This window comes from Microbacterium sp. GXF0217, assembly GCF_054798195.1.
The window spans coordinates 572221-593996 of the sequence record NZ_JBSJZG010000003.1; the positions used below are offsets into that span (position 1 = coordinate 572221).

Consider the following 21776-nt stretch of genomic DNA (forward strand, 5'->3'; position numbering starts at 1 on the left):
GACATGAACAGACTTCGACAGTGGCGCATGCGCCTGGCGGGGCGCACCAGAATGCTCGTCGAGGACGAGACCGGGGATGTCCCCGGCTGGGTTCTCGTGACCTTGATGACGGCGGGCCTCGTCGTCCTGATCTGGGCAGTGGCCGGCCCCGCATTGACGTCGCTCTTCGAGCAGGCGATCGCGAGCGTCTCGGGGATCTGAGTCGTGCTCCGGCGAATCACGCGCGATGAGGACGGCTCGAGTCCCGTCGAATTCGTCCTCGTCGGTTCGATCCTCACCGTGCTCACGCTCGCCGTGCTGCAGTTGGGGCTGGCGATCTATATCCGCAACGTGGTGCACGACGCCGCCGTCGAGGGCGCGCACTACGCGGCGCTCGCCGACACGGCTCTCGGCGACGGCGCCGCCCGCACGTCGGAGGTGATCACGACGGCCATCGGCGGCGACTACGCCGGTGACATCACGGTGAGCGCCGGCGAGCAGGCCGGTCAGGATGTCGTCACCGTCCGGGTCCGCACGGCATTGCCCGTGCTGGGCCTCATCGGGATCCCGTTCGCCTTGGAGGTGGAAGCGGATGCGCCGATCGAGTCGTTGGGCGGGTGACGAGGACGGATCGGCCGCGCTCGAGTTCATCGTGGTCGGCGTGATCCTGCTCGTCCCGCTCGTCTACCTCGTGCTCGCGCTCGGTACCGTGCAGGAACAGACCCTCGGAGCCGAGGCCGCCGCCCGCCACACGGCGCGTGCGATGGGCCAGGGTCCGGATGCCCCGTCCGCCGCCGCACGAGGCGACGCGATCGTCGCCGAGGTCGTCGAGGAGTACGGCATGGACCCCGCGGCCGTTCAGGTGGTGGTCGCCTGCACGCCGGCATCCGCTGTGTGCCCTGCCCCAGGCGCAACCGTGATCGTCACCGTCACGACGCGGGTCTCGTTGCCGTTCGTGCCGCCGGTCCTCGGGCTCGACCAGGCCACGGCGATCCCGGTTGAGGCCGCGGCGGCGCAGAAGATCTCGCGAGTGTGGGGCGGCGGATGACGACCGGACGCGCGCAGACCCTGTCGCGTGAGGAGGGAAGCATCCTCCCGCTTATGCTCGGATACGCCCTGCTCGCGATCGCGGTCGTCTTCGCCTGCGTGTGCGCGACGGACCTGTACATCGCGCAGAAACGCCTCGACTCGCTGGCGGATGCCGCGGCGCTCGCCGGGTCGGACGGGTTCACCCTCGTCGTCGACGGCGAGTCCGCACGGGCCGAGCTCACGCCGGCGGGCGTGCGCGAACAGGCCGAGGCCGTCGTGGCGGCGATGCCGGGGACCGCGACACTCGTATCCGCAGACGCACCGGACGGCGTGACCGCACGCGTCACGGTCGCGGCCACCTGGCATCCGCCGCTGTTCTCGCCCTTCGTGCCGGACGGCATGGCCCTGGAAGCATCGGCGACCAGTCGGACGGCGCTGCAATGACCGTCAGCCAGGTCTCCGAGGGCTGAACTTCGGGATCCACCGCACGAAACCCAGCGCGCCGATCAGGCCGACGAGCCCCATCAGCCCCGTCGCGACCGACAGCGAGGCCATCGCGGTCACGCCGGAGACGAGGAGCGGCGCGACGGCGCCACCCGCATCCGTCAGGGTCCGCCACGAACCGAGGAAGGCGGCGGGTTCCGCGCGCGGCGCGACGTCGGCGCCGAGCGTGAGCAGGATGCCGCTGGACAGGCCGTTGCCGACTCCGAGCACGGCGGCGAGCATGCCGAACCAGAGCACCGCGGCTTCGCCGTCGTGCGTGAACGAGAGCACCAGGAATCCTGAGCCCATCAGCACCATGGCCGGCATCGCGGCCCACAGCCTGCCGAATCGGTCCATCACCTGACCGCTCGCATAGAACAGGGCGAAGTCGATCGCGCCGGAGACGCCGACGACGAGTGCGATCGTCTGAGCATCCAGACCCAGCGAGACTCCCCACAGCGGCAGCACCACCTGCCGCGCGGAACGGACGGCGGACAGGGATGCCGCGGCGAGCCCGAGCCGGCTGAGCACGCCGCGGTGATGCCACATCGTGCGCAGGACACCCGGCCGATCGGTCGTCGGAATCGAGCCGGACACCGCTTCGCCGGTGTCCTCGGCGAGCGAGCCGTTCGCGGCGGACGGGGGAGCGGTCTTCTCCGGATCGGGCCCGAACAGCACGAGCACGACCATCGCGGCCAGACACACCAGGAAGAACCAGATCGCAGCGGTCTCATCGAACACCTGCAGGAGGGCCGCGGTGATGAACGGACCGATGAAGACTCCGAGGCGGAAGCTTCCGCCCAGCAGCGACAGCGCGCGGGCGCGGAAGGCGATCGGCACGCGCGTCGTCATGAACGCGTGCCTGGCGAGCCCGAAGGCGGCGGCGCAGAACCCGAGGAGGAACACCGCGGCGGCGAAGGCGCCGATCACGGGTGCGAAGATCATGCCGGCAACGGCGAGCATCGAGATCAGGCCGGCGATCACCATCGTGTAGCGCTCGCCGATGCGCGCCACGGCCCAGCCGGCCGGGAGATTGCCGCAGAGCTGTCCGACGACGAGAGCAGAGGCGACCAGGGCGGCCGAGGCGACGTCGGCGCCCATGTTCGCAGCGATCACCGGGATCAGCGGGAGCACGGCGCCCTCGCCGAGCGAGAACAGGATCGTCGGCAGGTACACCATCGGCCCGAACTGCCTGAGGACCGAGGATGCACTGCTCATCGTCGGCAACTCTACTCGCGGCACCCGGCCTCTCACGGCGTCGCGAAGCAGGATAGGCTGGGGTGTCATGCTCGAACTCGATCTCTCCGCCGAAATCCAGGCGCTCAGGCAAACCTTCGGCGACATCAGCGAGGTCGTCGATGTCTCCCGTCTCCGCGACGATATCGCGCGACTCAGCGAAGAGGCCGGTGCGCCCGATCTCTGGGACGACACCGAGCGCGCGCAGAAGGTGACCAGTGCGCTCAGCCACCGCCAATCCGAACTCGCGCGCATCACCGGCATCGCGCAGCGGCTCGACGATCTCGAGGTGCTCATCGACCTCGCCAACGAGATGGGCGATGAGGACTCTGCGCTCGAAGCGCGCAGCGAACTCGCCTCCCTCACGGAGATCATCAACCAGCTCGAAGTGCAGACCCTTCTGGATGGCGAGTACGACGAACGCAGCGCGATCATCACGATCCGCTCCGGCGCCGGCGGCGACGACGCCACAGACTTCGCCGAGATGCTCATGCGCATGTACCTGCGCTGGGCGGAGCAGCACAAGTATCCGGTGAAGGTCATGGACACCTCCTTCGCGGAAGGCGCCGGCATCAAGTCCGCGACCTTCGAAGTGGATGCCCCGTACGCCTTCGGGACGCTCAGCGTCGAGGCGGGCACGCACCGTCTCGCGCGCATCAGCCCGTTCGGGTCGGCCGACAAGCGCCAGACGTCCTTCGCCGCGGTCGAGGTCATCCCGCTCATGGAGGAGGCGACCGAGGTCGACATCCCCGAGGGTGACATCCGCGTCGACGTCTTCCGCTCGTCCGGCCCTGGCGGCCAGTCCGTCAACACGACCGACTCGGCCGTGCGCATCACGCACCTTCCGACCGGGATCGTCGTGTCGATGCAGAACGAGAAGTCGCAGATCCAGAACCGCGCCGCCGCCATGCGCGTCCTGCAGACCCGCCTGCTGCTGCTGCAGAAGGAGGAGGAAGCGGCGAAGAAGAAAGAGCTCGCGGGCAACATCACCGCGAGCTGGGGCGACCAGATGCGCTCGTACTTCCTCTACGGTCAGCAGTTGGTCAAGGACCTGCGCACCGGGTACGAGTCCGGCAACCCGGCGTCCGTCTTCGACGGCGACCTCGACGGCTTCATCTCCGCGGGCATCCGCTGGCGCAAGCGCCGCGACGACGACTGATCCGCACAGCACGAAGGCGGCCCCGGTGATTCACCGGGGCCGCCTTCGTATGTCAGTGCCTCACTGGACGAGTGCGCAGGTCGTGATGTTCTCGCCGAGCAGGGTCGCGAAGGCTTCAGCGGCGTCCAGCTGGGTGAAGTCCCCGTTCGCCTCGACGATGGCGCGCAGCGTCGCGTCGTCGGTGTCGGACGCCACGAACGCCTCAGCGAAGCAGGTGATCTGAGCGTCCGAGTAGGTGTCTTCGGTTCCGGTTGCTGCGAGATACGCCTCGATCGCGCCTGCGACCTCGTCGACGGTCGGTCGCGCGCCGGATTCGACGGCGTCATCAGCCGCATCGTCAGAGTCGTCTGCTTCGTCCTGCGGCGACGCGGAGACCGTCGTGTCCGAGATGTCCTCGATCGCCTGCATCCCGACCGAGACCAGGGTGACGACGAGCACGACCGTGCCGATGATCCCGCCGACGACGGCGAGGATGAGTCCGGTGATGGCCGGCCACTTGGCGCCCTTCATGAAGAGCGCGACGATCGACAGGATCAGAGCGATCGGAAGCAGGATGAGGCCGACGATCACGGTCGCCGGGATGCAGGCGAGGAGGAAACCGAGCGCTGCGACGCCGAGCGCGATCCACCCCAGGATGTGGGGCTTCGGCTTCACGCCGGATCCGGCAGGCGCAGCGGCCGCATACGGCGCCGAGTCCCCCTGCGCGGGCGAACCGACGGGCGCGTTCGAGGCGTAGGGCGGGACCCCGGCATCCGTCGCGGGCGACTCCGGAGCGAACTGGTCGGTCCACTTCGTGCCGTCCCACCAGCGCTGGCGCCCCGATCCGTCGTCATACCAACCGGCAGGCGTGCTCATGATGTCCTCGAGTTCTCGCGCCGTTGCTGTGCGCGGCACGGGCGCAGGACGACCCCTCCGGTGTCCTTCTTCATCTATATCAGTCCTGTGCGACATCTGCCGCCCCGCGCGGGCGCATGAGGGGTGTCGCTCGCGGGCAGCGCCCTGGCCGCGCTTAGGCTCGTAGCGCCATGATTCGGTTCGAGAACGTCACCAAACGCTATCGGGGCACCAAACGCCCCGCCCTGTCGGGAGTCGACTTCGAAGTGCAGCGCGGGGACTTCGTCTTCCTCGTCGGCGCTTCGGGCTCCGGCAAATCGACCTGCCTGCAGCTCATCCTGCGCGAGGAGGTCCCCTCCACCGGCCGCGTCGCCGTGCTCGGTCGCGACCTCCGCTCGCTGGCGAACCGCAAGGTGCCCTACTTCCGCCGCCACATCGGCTCGGTGTTCCAGGACTTCCGACTGCTGCCGTCGAAGACCGTCTACCAGAACGTGGCGTTCACGCTCCAGGTCACCGGCTCCTCGCGCGGGTTCATCCAGCAGGCCGTGCCCGAAGCGCTCGCGCTCGTCGGACTGGACGGCAAGCAGAAGCGGATGCCGCACGAACTGTCCGGCGGCGAGCAACAACGCGTCGCGATCGCGCGCGCGATCGTCAATCGACCGCAGATCCTTCTGGCGGACGAGCCGACCGGAAACCTGGACCCGGCGACCTCTGTCGGCATCATGCAGCTGCTCGCACGCATCAACGCGGGCGGGACCACGGTGCTCATGGCCACGCACGAGGCCGCCTTCGTCGACCAGATGCAGCGCCGCGTGATCGAGCTGCGCGACGGCGAGATGGTCCGCGACGAGGTGCACGGCGGCTACGGCGACACCTCGGCCATTCCGCTGCTGGCTCCCGCCCAGGAGCGCGGCGCCGCCGCCGCCGCAGCGCTCACCGCGGTTCAGGAGGTGCAGCGCGAGACGGCTTCCATCCCGCCGCTGGATGCCGAGACGCTGGCCCGCATGCGGGAGACGAAGAACCGAGCGGCCACCGGCCCGGTCACGACGGCACCGGCATCACCGCCGGCATCCGCTCCGGCATCCGACGCGGCCGCCGTGGACGCGGCGGAGCAGACGCCCTCCCTCACGCACCCGATCGTCCTCCCCGAGGTCGACATCGCCGAGGTGGGGGTGGCCGATCGTCTCGGCCTCGTGGACAAGGATGACAACGAAGTGGGGCCGACGTCATGAGGATCGGACTCATCCTGACCGAGGCTCTCGTGGGCCTTCGGCGCAACGCCTCCATGGTCATCTCCGTCGTGCTCGTGACGTTCGTCTCGCTGACGTTCGTGGGGGCGGCGATCCTGATGCAGGAGCAGATCTCCACCATGCGGGCCTTCTGGTCCGAACGCGCGCAGGTCGCCGTCTACATGTGCTCGCCGGTCTCCGAGACCGACACGTGTCTGGACGGCGAGGCGACACAGGAGCAATTGGATGCCGTGCAGGCCGAGCTCGACGGCGACGCGCTGTCACCGCTCATCGGCAGCGTCCGCTTCGAGGACAAGGCGGAGGCCTACGCGAACCTCGTCGAACTCGTCGGTGAGGAGCAGGCCGGCGTCCTCACCGAGGACCAGATGCAGCAGAGCTTCTGGGTGACACTCAAGGACCCCGCCCAGTCCCGCGTCATCGCGGAGTCGTTCACCGGCGTGCAGGGCGTCGAGGAGGTGGTGGATCAGCTGAAGTACCTGGATCCGCTCTTCTCCGCCCTGACGGTCGCCACCTACATCGCGGTCGGCATCGCGGCCCTGATGCTGATCGCGGCGGTGCTGCTGATCGCGACGACCATCCGATTGTCGGCGTACGCCCGGCGCAAGGAGATCGGCATCATGCGCCTGGTCGGCGCATCGAACAGAGTGATCCAGACGCCGTTCGTCCTCGAAGGCGTGTTCGCGGCGTTCCTCGGCTCCGTGCTCGCGAGCGCGGCCGTCCTCGCCGGAATGCACTTCGGCGTCGACGGATATCTCCGCGGGCGGGTGCCATCGATCACCACCTGGGTCACGATGCAGGATGCCGCGCTCGTGGTGCCGATCCTCATCGTGATCGGCGTCGTGCTCGCAGCGCTTTCGGCCGGCTTCGCGATCCGTCGCTGGCTGCGCACCTGATAAGCTGACAGGCTGCCGTGCGCCCGCACGGCGCAGACACGGGAGAACAGCATGCCCAGGGAACGCGGGGAGAAGGTCGTCGCGACCAATCGTCGCGCACGTCACGACTACACCATCGAGAAGTCGTACGAGGCGGGACTCGTGCTCACCGGCACCGAGGTGAAGTCGCTGCGTCAGGGTCGCGCGAACCTCAGTGACGGCTACGCGTTCATCAAGGGCAACGAGGCGTTCCTGGATGCCGTGCACATCCCGGAGTACTCGCAGGGGCACTGGACCAACCACGCCTCCAAGCGCACCCGGAAGCTGCTGCTGCACCGCCACGAGATCGACAAGCTGCAGCATGCGGTCTCGGCTGGCGGCTACACCCTGATCCCGCTCAAGCTGTACTTCTCCGACGGCCGTGCCAAGGTCGAGATCGCACTGGCCAAGGGCAAGCGCGAGTTCGACAAGCGCCAGACGCTGCGCGAGCGTCAGGACACCCGCGAGGCCGAGCGCGCGATGCGCCTGCGCAACCGCGTCGGCGAGTAGCGACTACCGGACGGGCCGGAAGTCGAACACCCGGCCGAGGAAGTCCAGTTCGCGCTCGAGCGCGTCGACGATCGTCTCCGCGCTGCGGAACCCGTGGCTCTCGCCGGGATAGACCACGTACTCGTGGTCTATCCCGCGCGCGGCCAGGGCCTCGCGGATCGCCTCGGACTGCGATGGCGGTACGACCGGGTCATCCGCGCCCTGCAGCAGCAGGACGGGGACATCGATCCGCGCGGCGTTGGTCAGCGGCGAGCGCTCGACGTACAGGGCTTCCGCTTCGGGCAGCGGTCCGACGAGCCCGTTCAGGTACTCCTTCTCGAAGTCATGCGTGTCTGCGGCCAGGGCGCGCAGGTCGGTGACGCCGTACCGGCTGATTCCGGCGCCGAAGACGCCGCCCCGGACCAGCGCGGCGAGGGCTGTCCATCCGCCGGCCGAACCGCCGCGTATCGCGATGCGTGCAGGGTCGGCGAGTCCCGCGTCCGCGAGTCCGCGCGCCGCTGCGAGGACATCGTCCACGTCGATGACGCCCCAGCTGTGGTCCAGACGCTCCCGATAGGCGCGTCCGTATCCGGTCGAACCTCCGTAATTGACATCCAGGACGCCGATGCCGCGGCTCGTGTAGAACGCGATCCCGGCGGACGCGGCGCCGGTGACATGGGCGGTCGGACCGCCGTGCACGAACACGATGTACGGCGGCAGCTCGTCATGCGCTGCGGCGCACTCCGGGTTCGCCGGCGCGTAAGCGAACGCGTGCACGGGGCCGTGGGCGCCGTCCACGACGATCGGCCGCGCTGGCGGCATCCAGGCCGGATCGACGGGTCGGCCACCGGCGATCGCGACGACGGCGCCGGAGTCGACGTCGACGGACCACAGCCCAGGGGAGACGGTCGAGCCCGTCCCGGTCACGAGCACCTGCGTCCCGTCGGCGTCGTCGATGCTCACGTGACCGTCGCAGGGGACCGCGAGTGCGCGGACGCCGCCGTCCGGTGCGATCACGACGACCTCATCGCGACCGTTGGTGCGCACGACGACGATGCGCCCATCGTCCAGCGGGCGATACCAGCGGTTGCCCAGCACCCACAGCCCGTAGCCGGTGTCGGCATCGGCCGGGGCGACTGCCGCGGCGGTGGACGGCGTCGCACCGTCCACGCGGACGCGATGCAGTGTCCATCGGTCGTCGGGGATGTCCGAGTAGATCAGCGTCGCATCGTCGGCCCACTCCGGCTGCAGCGCCGCGCGGGTCGGCAGAACGGCAGCTGCGTCGTCGCCGATGCGCGCGATGTGCACCTGAGCGCTCTCCCACGGCATCCGATCGCCCTGCCACTGCACCCACGCGATCCGTGCGCCGTCGGGGGAGAGCGCCGGGTGTGCGAAGAATCCAGGACCTTGAGCGTGCACGATCACCGCTGATGCGTCTGCCGCGGCCGAGCCGTCGGTGGGGATCTCGACGATCGCGCGCTGGTGCGGGTCGGACGTGAGGTCCTCGCGCACGGCGAGCAGCCTGCCGTGCTGGAGCCGCAGACCGCCGTGCGCCGGTCCGGGCGCGGTCAGGGGCTGCGGCGTGCCGCCCGGTTCCAATCGGTGCACCTGCTGCCCTCGGGCTTCGACGAAGTACAGGATGCCGTCGGCATCCGCCGTCCAGGACCCGCCGCCGTATTCGTGCACGCGGGAACGAGCGCTCCAGGGTGACGGGAGCACCTCGGTCCCGGTGGAGCTGCGCACGGTCACCCGGCCGCCCTGTGCCGGTACGGACTCGCCCCACCAGATCTCGTCTCCCGCGAAGCAGGCGCCGTCGATACGGGGAGCGGATGCCGCGATATCGGCGGCGTGGAACGGGGAGGGCCAGGATCCGAACGGCTGGGGCATGCTCCGAGCCTACGAGACGCGCGTGACGCGACACAGGGTGTCACGCAACCGCCCCGTTCACCCTGGAGCGTGCAGCGACAGCCGATCCCGGCATCCGCCCGCGAAGCGCAGGTTCTTCGCGGCCCGCGTCCGCATTGTCAGCAGGTGGATACGACGAGACCACCGAGTCGCTGCTCAGACGGCGCGAAGTACCGCGACGACCTTGCCGAGCACGGTCGCATCGTCGCCGAGGATGGGCTCGAACGCGGAGTTGCGGGGGAGCAGCCAGGTGTGGCCGTCGCGGCGGCGGAAAGTTTTGACCGTGGCCTCGTCGTCGAGCATGGCGGCGACGATCTCGCCGTTCTCCGCCGTGTTCTGCGTGCGCACCACGACCCAGTCGCCGTCGCAGATCGCGGCATCGATCATCGACTCGCCGTTGACCTTGAGCATGAACAGATCGCCCTTGCCGACGAGCTGACGCGGCAAGGGGAAGATCTCTTCGACCTGCTGCTCGGCCGTGATCGGCACGCCGGCCGCGATCTGCCCGACGAGTGGCACGAGCGCCGCATCACCGACCGGAGGTGCCGTGTCGGCGGGGTTCTCGGTGCCGCTGCCAGGCAGATCGATCAGCACCTCCATGGCGCGCGTCTTGCCCGGGTCCCGACGAAGGTAGCCGCTGAGCTCGAGCTGGCCGAGCTGATGCGTGACACTCGAGAGCGACTTCAGCCCGACTGCGTCGCCGATCTCGCGCATGCTCGGCGGATAGCCGTGCCGCGCGATCGAGGTCTGAATAACCTCGAGGATCGCCATCTGCTTGGCGCTCAGGCTCTTGCGTCGACGAGTGCGCGGTGCCTCAGTGCCGGGGGCTGATGCGTCGCTCATGGCTGCTCCTTCGTTGACCTATCGGGTGCCCGGCATCGATGTCGGAGGCCCGTGGTGAGGTGTCGTTAGCGAAACCGTATCCGAGGTTCCCCTGTTCGGGGAAGATCTGTTCGAGCGTGTCGGTGGATTCGAAGATCCGGTTTCGAATAATGCTTGACAAAGATTCGAATTCGAAGATACATTCGGTACGTAGCTTCGCATCCCCCACTCCCGGCCGAGTGGGGAATGCGAACGCTACGCCAACATCTCCCGATCGGGAGAGGAAGCACGAGGAGCAGCGATCATGAGCAGCATCAGCGTCACCGCACCGTCCATCCGTCCGTCCGCGGCAGTCACCCGACTGCGTCTGACGGCACGGGGTCGCCGTGTTCTGCTCGCTCTCGCGGCGCTACCTCTGGCGGTCGGTCTCGCGTTCGCAGTGCTGAGCGGAGGATCCGCGTATGCCGGCGGTGAAGAGGTGACCGCATCGTTCGAGACCGTCACCGTCATGCCCGGCGACACGCTGTGGTCGATCGCGGAGGAAATCGCACCCGGTGTCGATCCCCGCGAGGTGGTCGACGGTCTGCAGAAGCTCAACCTTCTCGAAGGTGGCACGCTGATGATCGGAGATGAGCTCGCGATCCCGGCGGCGTACGCCGGCTGAGACGGTTCGTCACATCGGCCTCGGCCGGCCGGAGGGCCTCGGTAGCATGGGGCGGGTGACCTCCCTCGATGACCTTCCCCTCCGCGATGATCTGCGCGGCCTCACCCCGTACGGCGCTCCACAGGCGCCGCTTCCGGTCGCGCTGAACGTCAACGAGAACACCCACCCGGTTCCGGATGCCGTCGCGAGCGACATCCTCGACGACATCGCGGTCGCTCTTCGGGATGTGAACCGCTACCCGGACCGCGAGTTCACGACCTTGCGCGAGAGCTTCGCCGAGTACCTCGGCCACGAACTGTCGGCGGATCAGATCTGGGCGGGCAACGGATCGAACGAAGTACTGCAGCACATCGCGCAGGCGTTCGGAGGCCCGGGGCGCACCGCCTTCGGCTTCGCCCCGACCTACTCGATGTACCCGCTGATCGCGCAGGGCACGGGATCCACCTGGATCGCCGGGACGCGCGAGCCCGACTACACGGTGACGCCGGACGATGCCGCGGCGCAGGTGGCCGCCGCCGACCCGGACATCGTCCTGCTGTGCTCGCCGAACAACCCCACCGGCACGCCGCTCGGCCTCGATGTCGTCGAGGCCGTGTACGAAGCATCCCGTGGCATCGTCGTCGTCGACGAGGCGTATCAGGAGTTCGCGCCTCGCGATGCGCCGTCCGCGCTGACGCTGCTCGGCGGGCGTCCGCGTCTGGCGATCTCCCGCACCATGAGCAAGGCCTTCGCATTCGCCGGTGCGCGCGTGGGCTATCTCGCTGCGGATCCCGTCTTCATCGACGCGCTGCGCCTTGTCCGACTGCCCTATCACCTGAGCGCTCTCACGCAGGCCGCGGCGATCGCCGCGCTGCGCAACGCCGACACCATGCTCGCCATGGTCGACGAGATCGTCGAGCAGCGCGACCGGATCACGGCGACGCTCGAAGCGCTGGGCTACTCGCCGCACGACTCCTGGTCGAACTTCGTGCTCTTCGGCGGCGTGGCAGATCCGAAGGCGACCTGGCAGGCGCTGTACGACCAGGGGGTTCTCGTGCGGGACGTCGGAATCGCAGGACACCTGCGGGTCACGGCTGGCACCGAGGCCGAGACGACGGCGTTCCTGGACGCACTGGCATCGATAGAATCGGCCTCATGAGCCGTACCGCCAGCCGCACCCGCAGCACGTCCGAGTCGTCCGTCGAGCTCGAGCTGAACCTGGACGGTTCGGGCATCAGCCACATCGACACGTCGGTGCCCTTCTTCGATCACATGCTCACGGCGTTCGCCAAGCACTCGCTGACGGACCTCACGGTGCGCGCCTCCGGCGACACGAACATCGACGCTCACCACACGGTCGAGGACATCTCTATCGTGCTCGGACAGACGATCCGCGATGCGCTGGGCGACAAATCGGGCATCTCCCGTTACGGCGACGCGCTCGTCCCGCTCGACGAAGCGCTCGCTCAGGCCGTCGTCGACATCAGCGGCCGCCCCTACCTCGTGCACACCGGCGAGCCCGTCGGCTTCGAGCACCACCTCATCGGCGGGCACTTCACCGGGTCGCTCGTGCGCCACTCGTTCGAGGCGATCACCTTCAACGCCGGGCTCACGGTCCACGTGCGCGTGCTCGGCGGGCGTGACCCTCATCACATCGCCGAGGCCGAGTACAAGGCCTTCGCACGCGCGTTCCGTCAGGCCAAGGCGCTCGACCCGCAGATCGTCGGCATCCCGTCCACCAAGGGCGCGCTGTGAGTCGCCCCCGGGTCGCCGTCTTCGATTACGAGTCCGGCAATGTCCACTCCGCCGTCAAGGCGCTGATCGCGGCCGGTGCGGATGCCGTGCTCACCGGGAACAGGGCAGAGGCGCTCGAGGCGGACGGCCTCGTCGTGCCGGGCGTCGGTGCGTTCTCCGCCGTGCGCGAGGCGCTCGCGTCGCACGGCGGCGATGAGATCATCGAGCGGCGCCTGGCCGGTGGGCGCCCCGTGCTCGGGATCTGCGTCGGCATGCAGGTGCTCTTCGAGCACGGTGTCGAGCGCGGCGTCGACACCGAGGGACTGGGGGAGTGGCCCGGGGCCGTCACCGAACTCGACGCTCCCGTGCTGCCGCACATGGGCTGGAACACGGTGACGCCGGATGAGGGCAGCGTGCTGTTCCGGGGCATCGAGGACGAGCGCTTCTACTTCGTGCACTCCTTCGCCGCGCAGCACTGGGAACTGGACGTCATGCCGCCGTTCCCCGAGCCCGCGCTGACGTGGGCGACGTATGGTTCGCCGTTCCTCGCCGCCGTCGAGAATGGGCCGCTTTCCGCGACGCAGTTCCATCCCGAGAAGTCCGGCGAGGCCGGCATCCAGCTGCTGCGCAACTGGGTCGGCACGCTCTGAGTCGATGACGCATGCCGTCACGCGGAGGTCACCGTTTTGAACCGTGCCGCCGGGCGGACTAGTCTCGTGTCTCGTGCCCGCCAACGGAGCGCATCCATCCCACCCGAGGACGACATGAACGACTTCGCGTCAACACCCAGCCTGATCCTTCTCCCGGCCGTCGATGTGGCCGGCGGCAAGGCGGTGCGGCTCACCCAGGGCGAGGCGGGCAGCGAGACCAGCTACGGCGACCCGTTGGATGCCGCGGCCGAATGGGTCGATCAAGGCGCTGAGTGGATCCACCTCGTCGACCTCGACGCCGCGTTCGGACGCGGCTCGAACGCGAGCATCCTCCGCAAGGTCATCAAGCAGTTCCGCAACGTGAACGTCGAGCTCTCCGGCGGCATCCGTGACGACGCGAGCCTCGAGGCCGCGCTCGAGACCGGTGCGTCCCGCATCAACCTCGGCACGGCGGCTCTGGAGAACCCGGAGTGGGCGGCGGATGTCATCGGCCGCTACGGAGAGGCCGTGGCCGTCGGGCTGGATGTCCGCGGTACGACGCTGGCGGCGCGCGGCTGGACCGAAGAGGGCGGGGACCTCTGGGAGGTCCTCGACCGTCTCGAGGAGGCGGGCTGCAGCCGTTACGTCGTGACCGACGTGACCAAGGACGGCACGCTGCGCGGGCCGAACCTCGAACTTCTGCGCGAGGTTGCTTCGCGCACCCCGAAGCCCGTCGTCGCCTCCGGGGGCATCTCCAGCCTCGACGACATCGCGGCGCTGCGCGAGCTCGTGCCGCTGGGCGTCGAGGGCGCGATCGTCGGCAAGGCACTCTACGCCGGCGCGTTCACGCTGGCTGAGGCGCTGGATGTCGCAGGGGACTGATTCCTGCGACCACCCGAACGAGGGTGACTCGGCCGGCGTTCCCTGGGAGGGGCGCAGCTTCGAGTCGAACCCGCACGCTGCGGACGACGGTTCGGCCGATCCTGCGCTGCTCGATGCGCTTGTCCGCTTCCGCGCGGGAGCGGGCAGTCAGGTCGAGGTCGTCGACGCCTTCCGTGCGGCGCGCGTCCTGATCCCGCTGATCGCCGAGAAGGGCGAAGAGGGCGTCGCTCCTTCTGGGCTCGCGGTCGACAAGACGCAGGAGCTGTCCATCGTCACGGTCGCGGCGCCGGACGGACGGCGCGTGCAGCCCGTGTTCTCCTCCGTCCAGGCGATGCAGCGGTGGAATGCTTCGGCCCGGCCGATCCCGGTCGAGGCTGTCAGGGCAGCGCTGGCCGCTTCCGCCGAGGACACCGATCTGATCGTGCTCGATCCGACCAGCGACACGGAGTTCGTGCTGCGCCGTCCGGCCGTCTGGGCCGTTGCGCAGGGGCAGGCCTGGGAGCCGAGCTTCCTCTCGCCCGAGGTGTACGCGGCGCTGCAGGCGAGCGTCGCGCATGAGCTCGCCGTGATCGATGTCGCGGTGGCGCCGGGGGACCCCGATGCGCGGCTGCGCGGGCCCGAGCTCGTCGTCATCCTCGAGCTCGTCGACGGGCTGGAGCGCGACGTTCTGGATGCTGTGCTCGCGCGCCTCGCGCAGCGCTGGGCCGCCGATGACCGCATCGCCGTCCTCGCCGATTCCCTGACGGTGAAACTCCGCCGCTCCGCCTGACAGCGACGCTCCGCCCGTCCCTCCCCGTTCACCAGTTCAGCGACGGATACGAGCGAGCAGCCGGAGTCAGCGGGGACGTCGTGAAAGCCTCCTCCTCATCCACCGATCATGGAATCGTGAGGACGCAGGTCCGGAGGGCGCAGGGGCGCCGACCGGAGCGAGCATCGGGAGGGGCCCGCGAAGCGGGAGGGGCCCACTCTGCGAGCGAAGGCGGCGCCCCGGAGCCCGCAGGGCCGAAGCCGGCTGACCGAATTACGTGACCGGCCCCGTCCACTTCTCGCCCGGCCCCTTGCCGATCGGGTCCTGGATGGTGGATGCCTCGCGGAACGCGAGCTGCAGCGACCGCAGTCCATCGCGCAGCGAACGGGCGTGCATGTCGCTGATCTCCGGCGCCCCGGCGGTGATGAGGCCGGCCAGCGCGTTGATGAGCTTGCGCGCCTCGTCGAGGTCGAGCTGCGTGTCGGGGTCGTCGGCGAGGCCGAGCTTCACGGCCGCCGCGCTCATGAGGTGCACCGCGGTCGTGGTGATCACCTCGACCGCCGGAACATCGGCGATATCGCGGGATGCGGCGGTCGCGGCATCCTCCTGCCGAGCCCACTCGTCATGCCTGTGGTCGTCGCCTGATGCCTGAGTCGTCACTTCGCCTTGCCTTCTGTTAGACTGTGCCGGGCTCCGGAACGTTTTGTTCCGGTACGAAAGAGGATTCACTTCCCACCCGCGCTTGCCGTTCCAGGCTACCGGGTCTTGCACTCCACCGGTTCCGTTCGAAAGAGCGGCCGGCAGACAGGGTGCCAGCCGGTGTCTGAACGCCGGTGGGTGGGAGACGATTCTGATTTCGCCCGGGATGCCAACCGCATCCTGGTGGCCGAAACCATCGTCTAAGGAGTTCCGCATCAGCGATCCCCGCACCAATGAGCGCATCCGCGTCCCCGAGGTCCGCCTCGTCGGTCCCGCGGGTGAGCAGATCGGCGTCGTCCGTATCGAGGCGGCGCTGCGCCTTGCGCAGGAAGCCGACCTCGACCTGGTCGAGGTTGCCCCCAACTCGAAGCCGCCCGTGGTCAAGATCATGGACTATGGCAAGTTCAAGTACGAGGCCGCCCAGAAGGCGAAGGAAGCTCGCCGCAACCAGGCGAACACGATCCTCAAGGAAGTCCGCTTCCGTCTGAAGATCGAGGCTCACGACTACACGACGAAGCTCAAGCGTGCCGAGGGCTTCCTGAAGGCCGGCGACAAGGTGAAGGCGATGATCCTGTTCCGTGGACGAGAGCAGTCGCGTCCCGAGCAGGGTGTGCGTCTGCTCCGCAAGTTCGCGGAGGATGTCGCCGAGTTCGGGACCGTGGAGTCGAACCCCACGATCGATGGACGCAACATGGTCATGGTCGTCGCTCCGCTGAAGAACAAGTCCGAAGCGAAGGCCGAGCAGAACGCCGTCCGCGACGCTCAGCGCGCCGCGAACAAGCAGGCCGCCCGCGATGGCAAGACCGCGGACACCGCGGATGCCGCGGACAAGGCCGCAGCGGAGTAACACCCGCCCCCACAGACTCCCGCATTGCGCGGGTGAACACCGTCGCCTGAGAAGGCGCCATACGAAGGAAGAGAAGATGCCGAAGCAGAAGACCCACTCGGGTGCTAAGAAGCGCTTCAAGATCACCGGAAGCGGAAAGCTGAAGAAGCAGCAGGCCGGTATGCGCCACAACCTCGAGCACAAGTCGAGCCGTCGCACCCGCCGCCTCAACCAGGACCAGGTGCTGTCGAAGGCTGACACCAAGGTCGCGAAGAAGCTTCTCGGTCGCTGACGCGCCCGAACGCACGAACAGGAATACAGGAAAATGGCAAGAGTCAAGAGGGCGGTCAACGCCCACAAGAAGCGTCGCGTCATCCTCGAGCGCGCGTCCGGTTACCGCGGTCAGCGTTCGCGTCTGTACCGCAAGGCCAAGGAGCAGGTCACTCACTCCCTCGTCTACGCGTACCGCGACCGTCGCAAGCGCAAGGGCGACTTCCGCCGTCTGTGGATCCAGCGCATCAACGCTGCGGCCCGCCAGAACGGCATCACGTACAACCGCTTCATCCAGGGCCTCGGCCTCGCGGGTGTGCAGGTCGACCGTCGCATGCTCGCCGAGCTCGCGGTGAACGAGCCGGCCACGTTCGCCTCGCTCGTCGAGACGGCCAAGAAGGCTCTGCCTTCGGACGTGAACGCGCCGAAGACGGCTGCGTAAGCATCCTCTCGGAAACGGGCGTCCTCCTTCGGGAGGGCGCCCGTTTCATCGTCTCTACGCCGTGTGCGACCGTGGTCGCGTGGCGCGCGAGAGCGCGACGTCGATGATCATCACGATGACCACGGCCGCCGCATAGACCAGCAGGTCCCGCTGGTCGAACCCGGCACCGAGGACCAGGGCGGCCGGCGGGAAGACGGTCGCCGCCTCGCGCGGGATGCCGGTGAGCTGCAGGAACTCCACGAGCGCGCAGAAGATGAGCGCGAGCGCGCCGATCAGGCGCCGCGGGCTGCGCGGGGCGAGCAGTGCCAGCAGGAGGTAGATGAGCGTCGCATACAGCGCGTCGCCGACGATGTCGCCGGCATCCCCCGAGCCGTAACGGTGCACGAGAAGGCCCGCCGCGAGCGTGAGGGCAGCGGCCGAACCGACGGCGGCGCGCCGACGATTCGGAGAGCGGGGGACGGCGGATGGCACCAGGGCACACTAACCCGCTCATCTGCGTGGACGCCGAGTGAACAGCGCTCCGCGATGCGCGCGGGAGCGGTCCCGGTGTCCCTAGACTGAGATCGTGCTGGAGAATCCCCGGTCCCCCCGTGTTCGCGCTGTCGCCAAGCTCACCAAGCGCAGTGCCCGCACCGAGACGGGCCTGTTCCTGTTGGAGGGCCCGCAGGCGGTGCGCGAAGCGCTCTCTTACCGTCCGGACGCGATCGTCGAGCTGTTCTCGACGCCGAACGGGTGGGAGAAGCATCCGGACATACGGGCCAAGGCGACCCAGCACGGCGTCGTAGTGGAATACGTCACTGAGTACGTCCTGAACGCGATGGCGGACACCGTCACTCCGCAGGGGCTCGTCGCGGTCGTCCAGCAGACCCCGACCGCCGTGAAGGAGATTTTCGCGGCATCCCCGCGGCTGATCGCGATCTGTGAGGAAGTGCGCGATCCGGGCAACCTCGGGACCATCATCCGGGCCGCGGATGCCGCCGGCGCGGATGCCGTGGTCCTCACCGGACGCACCGTCGACCCGTACAACCCGAAGGTCGTCCGTGCGACGACGGGGTCCCTGTTCCACCTTCCGGTGTCGGTCGGCGGCGACCTGGTGGATGTCGTGGCGCGGGCACGCGCCGCCGGGATCACGGTGCTGGCGGCCGATGTAAAGGGCGATGACCTGCTGGCCGCCCGTGCGGAGGGCGTGCTGGACGGCCCCACCGCCTGGCTGTTCGGCAATGAGGCCCGCGGACTCGAGGACGAGTCGCTCGCGCTGGCCGATCGCGCGCTCAAGCTGCCGATCTTCGGACGCGCGGAATCTCTGAACCTCGCCACCGCGGCGAGCGTCTGCCTGTACGAGAGCGCGTTCACGCAACGCGCAGCCGCCGCGCGCTGAACGATTCCGCCCGGTTACAACTGTGTAACTCGGGCGATTCGGCTCTGGTTCCGGGGGCTCCCGACTCCTAGGGTGGGGAGCATGACCGAGACTGGTGCGCCCCTTGTCGTCGTGGACAATGTCCAGAAGCACTACGGCGAGTTCCAGGCGCTGACCGATATCAACCTCACTGTCGGCAAGGGCGAGGTCGTCGTCGTGATCGGGCCCTCCGGGTCCGGCAAGTCGACGCTGTGCCGCACCATCAACCGGCTCGAGACGATCACGAGCGGAACGATCTCTATCGACGGCAAGGAACTGCCCGCCGAGGGCAAGGGCCTCGCGCACCTGCGCGCCGATGTCGGCATGGTCTTCCAGTCGTTCAACCTCTTCGCCCACCTGACGATCCTCGAGAACGTCACGCTCGGGCCGATCAAGGTCCGCGGCATGAAGAAGGCGGATGCCGAGAAGGAGGCGATGCTGCTGCTCGACCGCGTCGGCGTCGCCCAGCAGGCATCGAAGCTCCCGGCGCAGCTCTCCGGCGGCCAGCAGCAGCGCGTCGCGATCGCACGAGCGCTGGCGATGAACCCCAAGGTGATGCTGTTCGACGAGCCGACCAGCGCGCTCGACCCCGAGATGATCAACGAGGTCCTCGACGTCATGGTCGAACTCGCCAAGGACGGGATGACGATGATCGTCGTCACGCACGAGATGGGCTTCGCGCGCAAGGCCGCGAACCGCGTCGTCTTCATGGCGGACGGGAAGATCGTCGAAGAGGCGACGCCCGAGGAGTTCTTCACGAACCCGAAGAGCGACCGCGCGAAGGACTTCCTCTCGAAGCTCCTCACGCACTGATCCGACTTGACCATCCTGCACACACAGCACACGAAGGAGACGCACATGCGACGCACACGGACACTGGCAGGGATCGGGATCGCGGCAGCAGCGCTGCTCGCGCTGACCGGCTGCAACAGCGGCACGCCGTCCGACCCCGGCGGCGACACCGGCGGCGGCGACGCCGGCGAGGACACGACCTGGTTCGAGGTCGCTGAGGACGTCACGCTGGAAGGCAGCCCGACGTTCGATGCCATGACGGCGCGCGACGGCGTCATCATCGGCGTCAAGGAGGACCAGCCCGGTCTCGGCTACCTGGACGTCACGACGGGGGAGCGCACCGGCTTCGACGTGGACATCGCGCGCTGGATCGCTGCGTCCCTCGGCTTCGAGGAGGAGCAGATCGAGTTCCAGCCGATCGCTTCGGCGAACCGCGAGCAGGCGCTCGTGAACGGCGACATCGACTACTACGTCGGCACGTACTCGATCACCGACAAGCGCAAGGAGCAGATCGACTTCGCCGGTCCGTACTTCATCACCGGTCAGGGCTTCCTGGTCGGCGCGGACAGCGAGATCACCGATGTCGAGGATGTTTCGGACTTCAACGGCATGACCGTCTGCTCGGCGACCGGTTCCACCCCGATCCAGAACATCAAGGAGAACTACCCCGAGATCAAGACGCAGGAGTACGACCTGTACTCGGCCTGCGTCGAGGACCTGATCTCCGGCAAAGTGGATGCCGTCACCACCGACCAGGCGATCCTGATCGGCTACGCGGCGCAGTACCCGGACGACGTCAAGGTCGTCGGCGGGCTGTTCACCGAAGAGCGCTACGGCGTCGGCCTGCCCAAGGGCGACACCGCGCTGCAGGAGCACATCAACACCCTCTTCACGGACGGTGGCGACATCTGGCAGGCGATCTTCGACGCGAACCTGGGTTCTAGCGGCATCGAGGTCGAGCAGCCCGCTGTCGACTGATTGACCGCGGAGGGGACGGCCATCCGGTCGTCCCCTCCTCACCTACTTGAGAAGGGCAGGGCGCAGTGGACGTCGTCTTCGGCAACCTCGACCTGTGGAGCGCAGCGCTCCTGAACACGCTGATCGTGTTCTTCGCCGGCGGAGCGATCGCGCTCGTGCTCGGCGTGATCGTCGGCGCGATGCGCGTCTCGCCTGTTCCGATCGCCCGCGGCGTCGGCACGGTGTACGTGAACCTCGTCAGGAACACGCCCCTCACCCTGGTCTTCTTCTTCTTCGTCTTCGGGTACCCGCAGCTCGGTCTGCCGAAGCTGAGCAATCTGACTCTCGGCATCCTCGCGATCGGCATCTATACCGCCACGTACGTCGCCGAGGTCCTGCGAGCCGGAATCGCCACGGTTCCGGTCGGCCAGGCCGAGGCCGCCCGCGCGATCGGCCTGCCGTTCGGCCAGGTGATGTCGCTGATCGTGCTGCCGCAGGCTTTCCGTTCCGTGGTGCCGCCCATGATGAGCGTCTTCATCGCTCTGCTCAAGAACACGACGGTCGCTGCCGGATTCTCCGTCGCCGAACTCGCGTCGGTGCGTGCCGCGATCAACGATTCGCACACGCGCCCTGGCAACCCCATGGAAGTCCTGCTCTGGGTGGCCATCATCTTCGTTGTCCTGGTGCTGCTGCTCAGCTGGGTGCAGAACTCTCTTGAGAGGCGATGGAGGATCGCACGATGACTTCCGTTCTCTACGATGTGCCCGGTCCGAAGGCCATCGCACGCAACCGCATCCTCGGCGTCGTCACGGTGCTGGTCGTCCTCGCCGTGCTCGGCTTCCTGGTCTATCGCCTCTACGTCTCTGGGCAGTTCGACGCGAGCAAGTGGTACGTCTTCACGTTCACCCGGGTGTGGGAGCAGATCGGCGTCCACCTGGTCAACACGCTCGCGGCCTTCGCACTCGCGGCCGTGCTCAGTCTGGTTCTCGGCTTCGTGCTGGCGATCGGACGGCTCTCCGATCACGCGTGGGTGCGCATTCCGATCACGGCGATCACCGAACTCTTCCGAGCCATCCCCGTGCTCGTCCTGATGATGCTGCTGTACTTCGGTCTGCCGTCGCTCGGCATCAAGATGGACCCTTATTGGGCCGTCGTACTCGCGCTGATGGCCTACAACGGTTCAGTGCTCGCGGAGGTGCTGCGCGCCGGCATCGAGTCGCTGCCGCGTGGGCAGAAGGAGGCCGGCTACGCGATCGGTCTGCGCAAGAGCGGTGTCATGCGGCTCATCCTGCTCCCGCAGGCCGTCCGCGTCATGCTGCCCGTCATCGTGGCTCAGCTCGTCGTGACGATGAAGGACACCGCGCTCGGGTTCATCATCACCTACCCCGAGCTGCTGTATTACGCGAAGCTGCTCAGCTCCCAGCAGGGCCGGCCGATCCTGCAGTCCGCGTTCATCATCGGCGGCATCTACATCGTCATGTGTCTGATCCTCTCCGGCATCGCGAAGTACCTCGAGATCCGCACGCGTCGTTCGACGAAGCTGCGGGCGATCGCGACGGCGCACAACCCGGCGGCCGATGACGAGTCGACGCTCACCGAGGCGATCGCGATGCAGAAGGGTGCCGGCAGGGACGGTTTGGATTCCGGCCTCCGGTGATCGA

28 protein-coding genes are annotated in these 21776 nt (G+C 68.1%); 22 read left to right on the forward strand and 6 right to left on the reverse strand.

The genetic code is table 11. The annotated features are described in order from the left end of the window. The first annotated feature begins 3 nt into the window (after window positions 1–3). The 4 genes from ACWAT3_RS08840 to ACWAT3_RS08855 are packed head-to-tail and all read left to right on the forward strand — an operon-like array spanning window position 4 to window position 1452. On the forward strand, window positions 4–201 hold the full coding sequence (locus ACWAT3_RS08840) for a hypothetical protein (RefSeq protein ID WP_460797755.1): 198 nt from the start codon (window positions 4–6) through the stop codon (window positions 199–201). A 3-nt stretch (window positions 202–204) separates the two neighbouring features. Further along, entirely contained in the window at window positions 205–600 is a 396-nt protein-coding gene (locus ACWAT3_RS08845; protein WP_460797644.1) for a TadE/TadG family type IV pilus assembly protein, read from the forward strand. Next, complete coding sequence (locus tag ACWAT3_RS08850; RefSeq protein WP_460797646.1) at window positions 572–1027, forward strand: TadE family protein; 456 nt, start codon at window positions 572–574, stop codon at window positions 1025–1027. Before ACWAT3_RS08845 ends, ACWAT3_RS08850 begins: the two co-directional genes overlap by 29 nt. Then, entirely contained in the window at window positions 1024–1452 is a 429-nt protein-coding gene (locus ACWAT3_RS08855; RefSeq protein WP_460797648.1) for a pilus assembly protein TadG-related protein, read from the forward strand. Before ACWAT3_RS08850 ends, ACWAT3_RS08855 begins: the two co-directional genes overlap by 4 nt. A 3-nt stretch (window positions 1453–1455) precedes the next feature. Here the strand turns inward: ACWAT3_RS08855 and ACWAT3_RS08860 are convergent, their stop codons facing one another. Beyond that, the gene (locus ACWAT3_RS08860) at window positions 1456–2709 is read right to left on the reverse strand and encodes an MFS transporter (RefSeq protein WP_460797649.1); all 1254 of its coding nucleotides are present in this window, start codon (window positions 2707–2709) and stop codon (window positions 1456–1458) included. A 67-nt stretch (window positions 2710–2776) separates the two neighbouring features. On the opposite strand from ACWAT3_RS08860, the gene prfB reads away from it, so the two are divergent. After that, the gene (gene prfB / locus ACWAT3_RS08865; RefSeq protein WP_460797651.1) at window positions 2777–3886 is read left to right on the forward strand and encodes a peptide chain release factor 2; all 1110 of its coding nucleotides are present in this window, start codon (window positions 2777–2779) and stop codon (window positions 3884–3886) included. Between the two features lie 60 nt (window positions 3887–3946). Here prfB and ACWAT3_RS08870 read toward each other — a convergent pair whose 3' ends face one another. Then, window positions 3947–4741, reverse strand: coding sequence for a DUF2510 domain-containing protein (locus ACWAT3_RS08870; protein ID WP_460797653.1), 795 nt, complete (start codon window positions 4739–4741; stop codon window positions 3947–3949). 170 nt (window positions 4742–4911) lie between these two features. On the opposite strand from ACWAT3_RS08870, the gene ftsE reads away from it, so the two are divergent. From ftsE to smpB, 3 genes are read left to right on the forward strand one after another with little or no spacing between them, the layout of a single operon-like run. Next, window positions 4912–5952 carry a cell division ATP-binding protein FtsE gene (ftsE, locus tag ACWAT3_RS08875; protein ID WP_460797654.1) on the forward strand — a complete coding sequence of 347 codons (1041 nt, stop codon included), beginning with the start codon at window positions 4912–4914 and terminating at the stop codon, window positions 5950–5952. Continuing rightward, entirely contained in the window at window positions 5949–6863 is a 915-nt protein-coding gene (ftsX, locus tag ACWAT3_RS08880) for a permease-like cell division protein FtsX (RefSeq protein ID WP_460797656.1), read from the forward strand. The genes ftsE and ftsX overlap by 4 nt, the downstream gene beginning before the upstream one ends. 51 nt (window positions 6864–6914) lie before the next feature. After that, a complete protein-coding gene (smpB, locus tag ACWAT3_RS08885; RefSeq protein WP_460797658.1) occupies window positions 6915–7391 on the forward strand; it encodes an SsrA-binding protein SmpB in 477 nt (158 codons plus the stop codon). A gap of 3 nt (window positions 7392–7394) precedes the next feature. Here smpB and ACWAT3_RS08890 read toward each other — a convergent pair whose 3' ends face one another. Both ACWAT3_RS08890 and lexA read right to left on the reverse strand, forming a co-directional pair. Continuing rightward, window positions 7395–9257 (reverse strand): S9 family peptidase, encoded by a 1863-nt coding sequence (locus ACWAT3_RS08890; protein ID WP_460797659.1) that lies wholly within the window; start codon window positions 9255–9257, stop codon window positions 7395–7397. Window positions 9258–9431: 174 nt separating this feature from the next. Then, complete coding sequence (lexA, locus tag ACWAT3_RS08895) at window positions 9432–10118, reverse strand: transcriptional repressor LexA (RefSeq protein WP_460797660.1); 687 nt, start codon at window positions 10116–10118, stop codon at window positions 9432–9434. Window positions 10119–10401: 283 nt separating this feature from the next. On the opposite strand from lexA, the gene ACWAT3_RS08900 reads away from it, so the two are divergent. The 6 genes from ACWAT3_RS08900 (at window position 10402) to ACWAT3_RS08925 (ending at window position 14754) form a co-directional block, all read left to right on the forward strand. After that, a complete protein-coding gene (locus tag ACWAT3_RS08900; protein WP_460797662.1) occupies window positions 10402–10761 on the forward strand; it encodes a LysM peptidoglycan-binding domain-containing protein in 360 nt (119 codons plus the stop codon). A 46-nt stretch (window positions 10762–10807) separates the two neighbouring features. Further along, complete coding sequence (locus ACWAT3_RS08905; RefSeq protein WP_460797753.1) at window positions 10808–11899, forward strand: histidinol-phosphate transaminase; 1092 nt, start codon at window positions 10808–10810, stop codon at window positions 11897–11899. Next, a complete protein-coding gene (hisB, locus tag ACWAT3_RS08910; RefSeq protein ID WP_460797663.1) occupies window positions 11896–12495 on the forward strand; it encodes an imidazoleglycerol-phosphate dehydratase HisB in 600 nt (199 codons plus the stop codon). The genes ACWAT3_RS08905 and hisB overlap by 4 nt, the downstream gene beginning before the upstream one ends. Continuing rightward, entirely contained in the window at window positions 12492–13124 is a 633-nt protein-coding gene (gene hisH / locus ACWAT3_RS08915; protein ID WP_460797665.1) for an imidazole glycerol phosphate synthase subunit HisH, read from the forward strand. The genes hisB and hisH overlap by 4 nt, the downstream gene beginning before the upstream one ends. 114 nt (window positions 13125–13238) lie before the next feature. Then, window positions 13239–13985 (forward strand): bifunctional 1-(5-phosphoribosyl)-5-((5-phosphoribosylamino)methylideneamino)imidazole-4-carboxamide isomerase/phosphoribosylanthranilate isomerase PriA, encoded by a 747-nt coding sequence (gene priA / locus ACWAT3_RS08920; RefSeq protein WP_460797667.1) that lies wholly within the window; start codon window positions 13239–13241, stop codon window positions 13983–13985. Then, on the forward strand, window positions 13969–14754 hold the full coding sequence (locus ACWAT3_RS08925; RefSeq protein ID WP_460797668.1) for an SseB family protein: 786 nt from the start codon (window positions 13969–13971) through the stop codon (window positions 14752–14754). Before priA ends, ACWAT3_RS08925 begins: the two co-directional genes overlap by 17 nt. Window positions 14755–15006: 252 nt before the next feature. Here ACWAT3_RS08925 and ACWAT3_RS08930 read toward each other — a convergent pair whose 3' ends face one another. Beyond that, complete coding sequence (locus ACWAT3_RS08930; protein ID WP_460797670.1) at window positions 15007–15393, reverse strand: DUF1844 domain-containing protein; 387 nt, start codon at window positions 15391–15393, stop codon at window positions 15007–15009. A 205-nt stretch (window positions 15394–15598) separates the two neighbouring features. On the opposite strand from ACWAT3_RS08930, the gene infC reads away from it, so the two are divergent. The 3 genes from infC to rplT all read left to right on the forward strand — a co-directional run bounded on the left by infC (window position 15599) and on the right by rplT (window position 16970). Then, complete coding sequence (gene infC / locus ACWAT3_RS08935) at window positions 15599–16279, forward strand: translation initiation factor IF-3 (RefSeq protein WP_460797671.1); 681 nt, start codon at window positions 15599–15601, stop codon at window positions 16277–16279. A gap of 76 nt (window positions 16280–16355) precedes the next feature. Then, entirely contained in the window at window positions 16356–16550 is a 195-nt protein-coding gene (gene rpmI / locus ACWAT3_RS08940) for a 50S ribosomal protein L35 (protein WP_017828564.1), read from the forward strand. Window positions 16551–16583: 33 nt separating this feature from the next. Then, window positions 16584–16970 (forward strand): 50S ribosomal protein L20, encoded by a 387-nt coding sequence (gene rplT, locus ACWAT3_RS08945; RefSeq protein WP_376179528.1) that lies wholly within the window; start codon window positions 16584–16586, stop codon window positions 16968–16970. Between the two features lie 54 nt (window positions 16971–17024). On the opposite strand, the gene ACWAT3_RS08950 is transcribed toward rplT, so the two are convergent. Beyond that, complete coding sequence (locus ACWAT3_RS08950) at window positions 17025–17441, reverse strand: ribosomal maturation YjgA family protein (protein ID WP_460797674.1); 417 nt, start codon at window positions 17439–17441, stop codon at window positions 17025–17027. Window positions 17442–17535: 94 nt separating this feature from the next. Here ACWAT3_RS08950 and ACWAT3_RS08955 point away from each other — a divergent pair, with 94 nt between their 5' ends. From ACWAT3_RS08955 to ACWAT3_RS08975, 5 genes are all read left to right on the forward strand, one after another. Beyond that, window positions 17536–18348: a TrmH family RNA methyltransferase gene (locus tag ACWAT3_RS08955; RefSeq protein WP_460797676.1), complete on the forward strand. Its 813-nt coding sequence runs from the start codon at window positions 17536–17538 to the stop codon at window positions 18346–18348. Window positions 18349–18429: 81 nt separating this feature from the next. Next, complete coding sequence (locus ACWAT3_RS08960; RefSeq protein WP_460797678.1) at window positions 18430–19179, forward strand: amino acid ABC transporter ATP-binding protein; 750 nt, start codon at window positions 18430–18432, stop codon at window positions 19177–19179. Between the two features lie 45 nt (window positions 19180–19224). Continuing rightward, window positions 19225–20136: a glutamate ABC transporter substrate-binding protein gene (locus tag ACWAT3_RS08965; RefSeq protein WP_460797679.1), complete on the forward strand. Its 912-nt coding sequence runs from the start codon at window positions 19225–19227 to the stop codon at window positions 20134–20136. A gap of 65 nt (window positions 20137–20201) precedes the next feature. Further along, complete coding sequence (locus ACWAT3_RS08970) at window positions 20202–20858, forward strand: amino acid ABC transporter permease (protein WP_460797681.1); 657 nt, start codon at window positions 20202–20204, stop codon at window positions 20856–20858. Next, window positions 20855–21772, forward strand: a complete 918-nt coding sequence (locus tag ACWAT3_RS08975; RefSeq protein ID WP_460797683.1) for an amino acid ABC transporter permease — start codon at window positions 20855–20857, stop codon at window positions 21770–21772. Before ACWAT3_RS08970 ends, ACWAT3_RS08975 begins: the two co-directional genes overlap by 4 nt. Window positions 21773–21776: the final 4 nt, after the last annotated feature.

Coding starts and splice junctions, on each gene's coding strand:
- ACWAT3_RS08840 (WP_460797755.1), top strand. CDS start 4: ATGAACAGACTTCGACAGTGGCGCATGCGCCTGGCGGGGCGCACCAGA.
- ACWAT3_RS08850 (WP_460797646.1), top strand. CDS start 572: ATGCGCCGATCGAGTCGTTGGGCGGGTGACGAGGACGGATCGGCCGCG.
- ACWAT3_RS08855 (WP_460797648.1), top strand. CDS start 1,024: ATGACGACCGGACGCGCGCAGACCCTGTCGCGTGAGGAGGGAAGCATC.
- ACWAT3_RS08860 (WP_460797649.1), bottom strand. CDS start 2,709: ATGAGCAGTGCATCCTCGGTCCTCAGGCAGTTCGGGCCGATGGTGTAC.
- prfB (WP_460797651.1), top strand. CDS start 2,777: ATGCTCGAACTCGATCTCTCCGCCGAAATCCAGGCGCTCAGGCAAACC.
- ACWAT3_RS08870 (WP_460797653.1), bottom strand. CDS start 4,741: ATGAGCACGCCTGCCGGTTGGTATGACGACGGATCGGGGCGCCAGCGC.
- ftsE (WP_460797654.1), top strand. CDS start 4,912: ATGATTCGGTTCGAGAACGTCACCAAACGCTATCGGGGCACCAAACGC.
- ftsX (WP_460797656.1), top strand. CDS start 5,949: ATGAGGATCGGACTCATCCTGACCGAGGCTCTCGTGGGCCTTCGGCGC.
- smpB (WP_460797658.1), top strand. CDS start 6,915: ATGCCCAGGGAACGCGGGGAGAAGGTCGTCGCGACCAATCGTCGCGCA.
- ACWAT3_RS08890 (WP_460797659.1), bottom strand. CDS start 9,257: ATGCCCCAGCCGTTCGGATCCTGGCCCTCCCCGTTCCACGCCGCCGAT.
- lexA (WP_460797660.1), bottom strand. CDS start 10,118: ATGAGCGACGCATCAGCCCCCGGCACTGAGGCACCGCGCACTCGTCGA.
- ACWAT3_RS08900 (WP_460797662.1), top strand. CDS start 10,402: ATGAGCAGCATCAGCGTCACCGCACCGTCCATCCGTCCGTCCGCGGCA.
- ACWAT3_RS08905 (WP_460797753.1), top strand. CDS start 10,808: ATGGGGCGGGTGACCTCCCTCGATGACCTTCCCCTCCGCGATGATCTG.
- hisB (WP_460797663.1), top strand. CDS start 11,896: ATGAGCCGTACCGCCAGCCGCACCCGCAGCACGTCCGAGTCGTCCGTC.
- priA (WP_460797667.1), top strand. CDS start 13,239: ATGAACGACTTCGCGTCAACACCCAGCCTGATCCTTCTCCCGGCCGTC.
- ACWAT3_RS08925 (WP_460797668.1), top strand. CDS start 13,969: ATGTCGCAGGGGACTGATTCCTGCGACCACCCGAACGAGGGTGACTCG.
- infC (WP_460797671.1), top strand. CDS start 15,599: ATGCCAACCGCATCCTGGTGGCCGAAACCATCGTCTAAGGAGTTCCGC.
- rpmI (WP_017828564.1), top strand. CDS start 16,356: ATGCCGAAGCAGAAGACCCACTCGGGTGCTAAGAAGCGCTTCAAGATC.
- rplT (WP_376179528.1), top strand. CDS start 16,584: ATGGCAAGAGTCAAGAGGGCGGTCAACGCCCACAAGAAGCGTCGCGTC.
- ACWAT3_RS08960 (WP_460797678.1), top strand. CDS start 18,430: ATGACCGAGACTGGTGCGCCCCTTGTCGTCGTGGACAATGTCCAGAAG.
- ACWAT3_RS08965 (WP_460797679.1), top strand. CDS start 19,225: ATGCGACGCACACGGACACTGGCAGGGATCGGGATCGCGGCAGCAGCG.
- ACWAT3_RS08975 (WP_460797683.1), top strand. CDS start 20,855: ATGACTTCCGTTCTCTACGATGTGCCCGGTCCGAAGGCCATCGCACGC.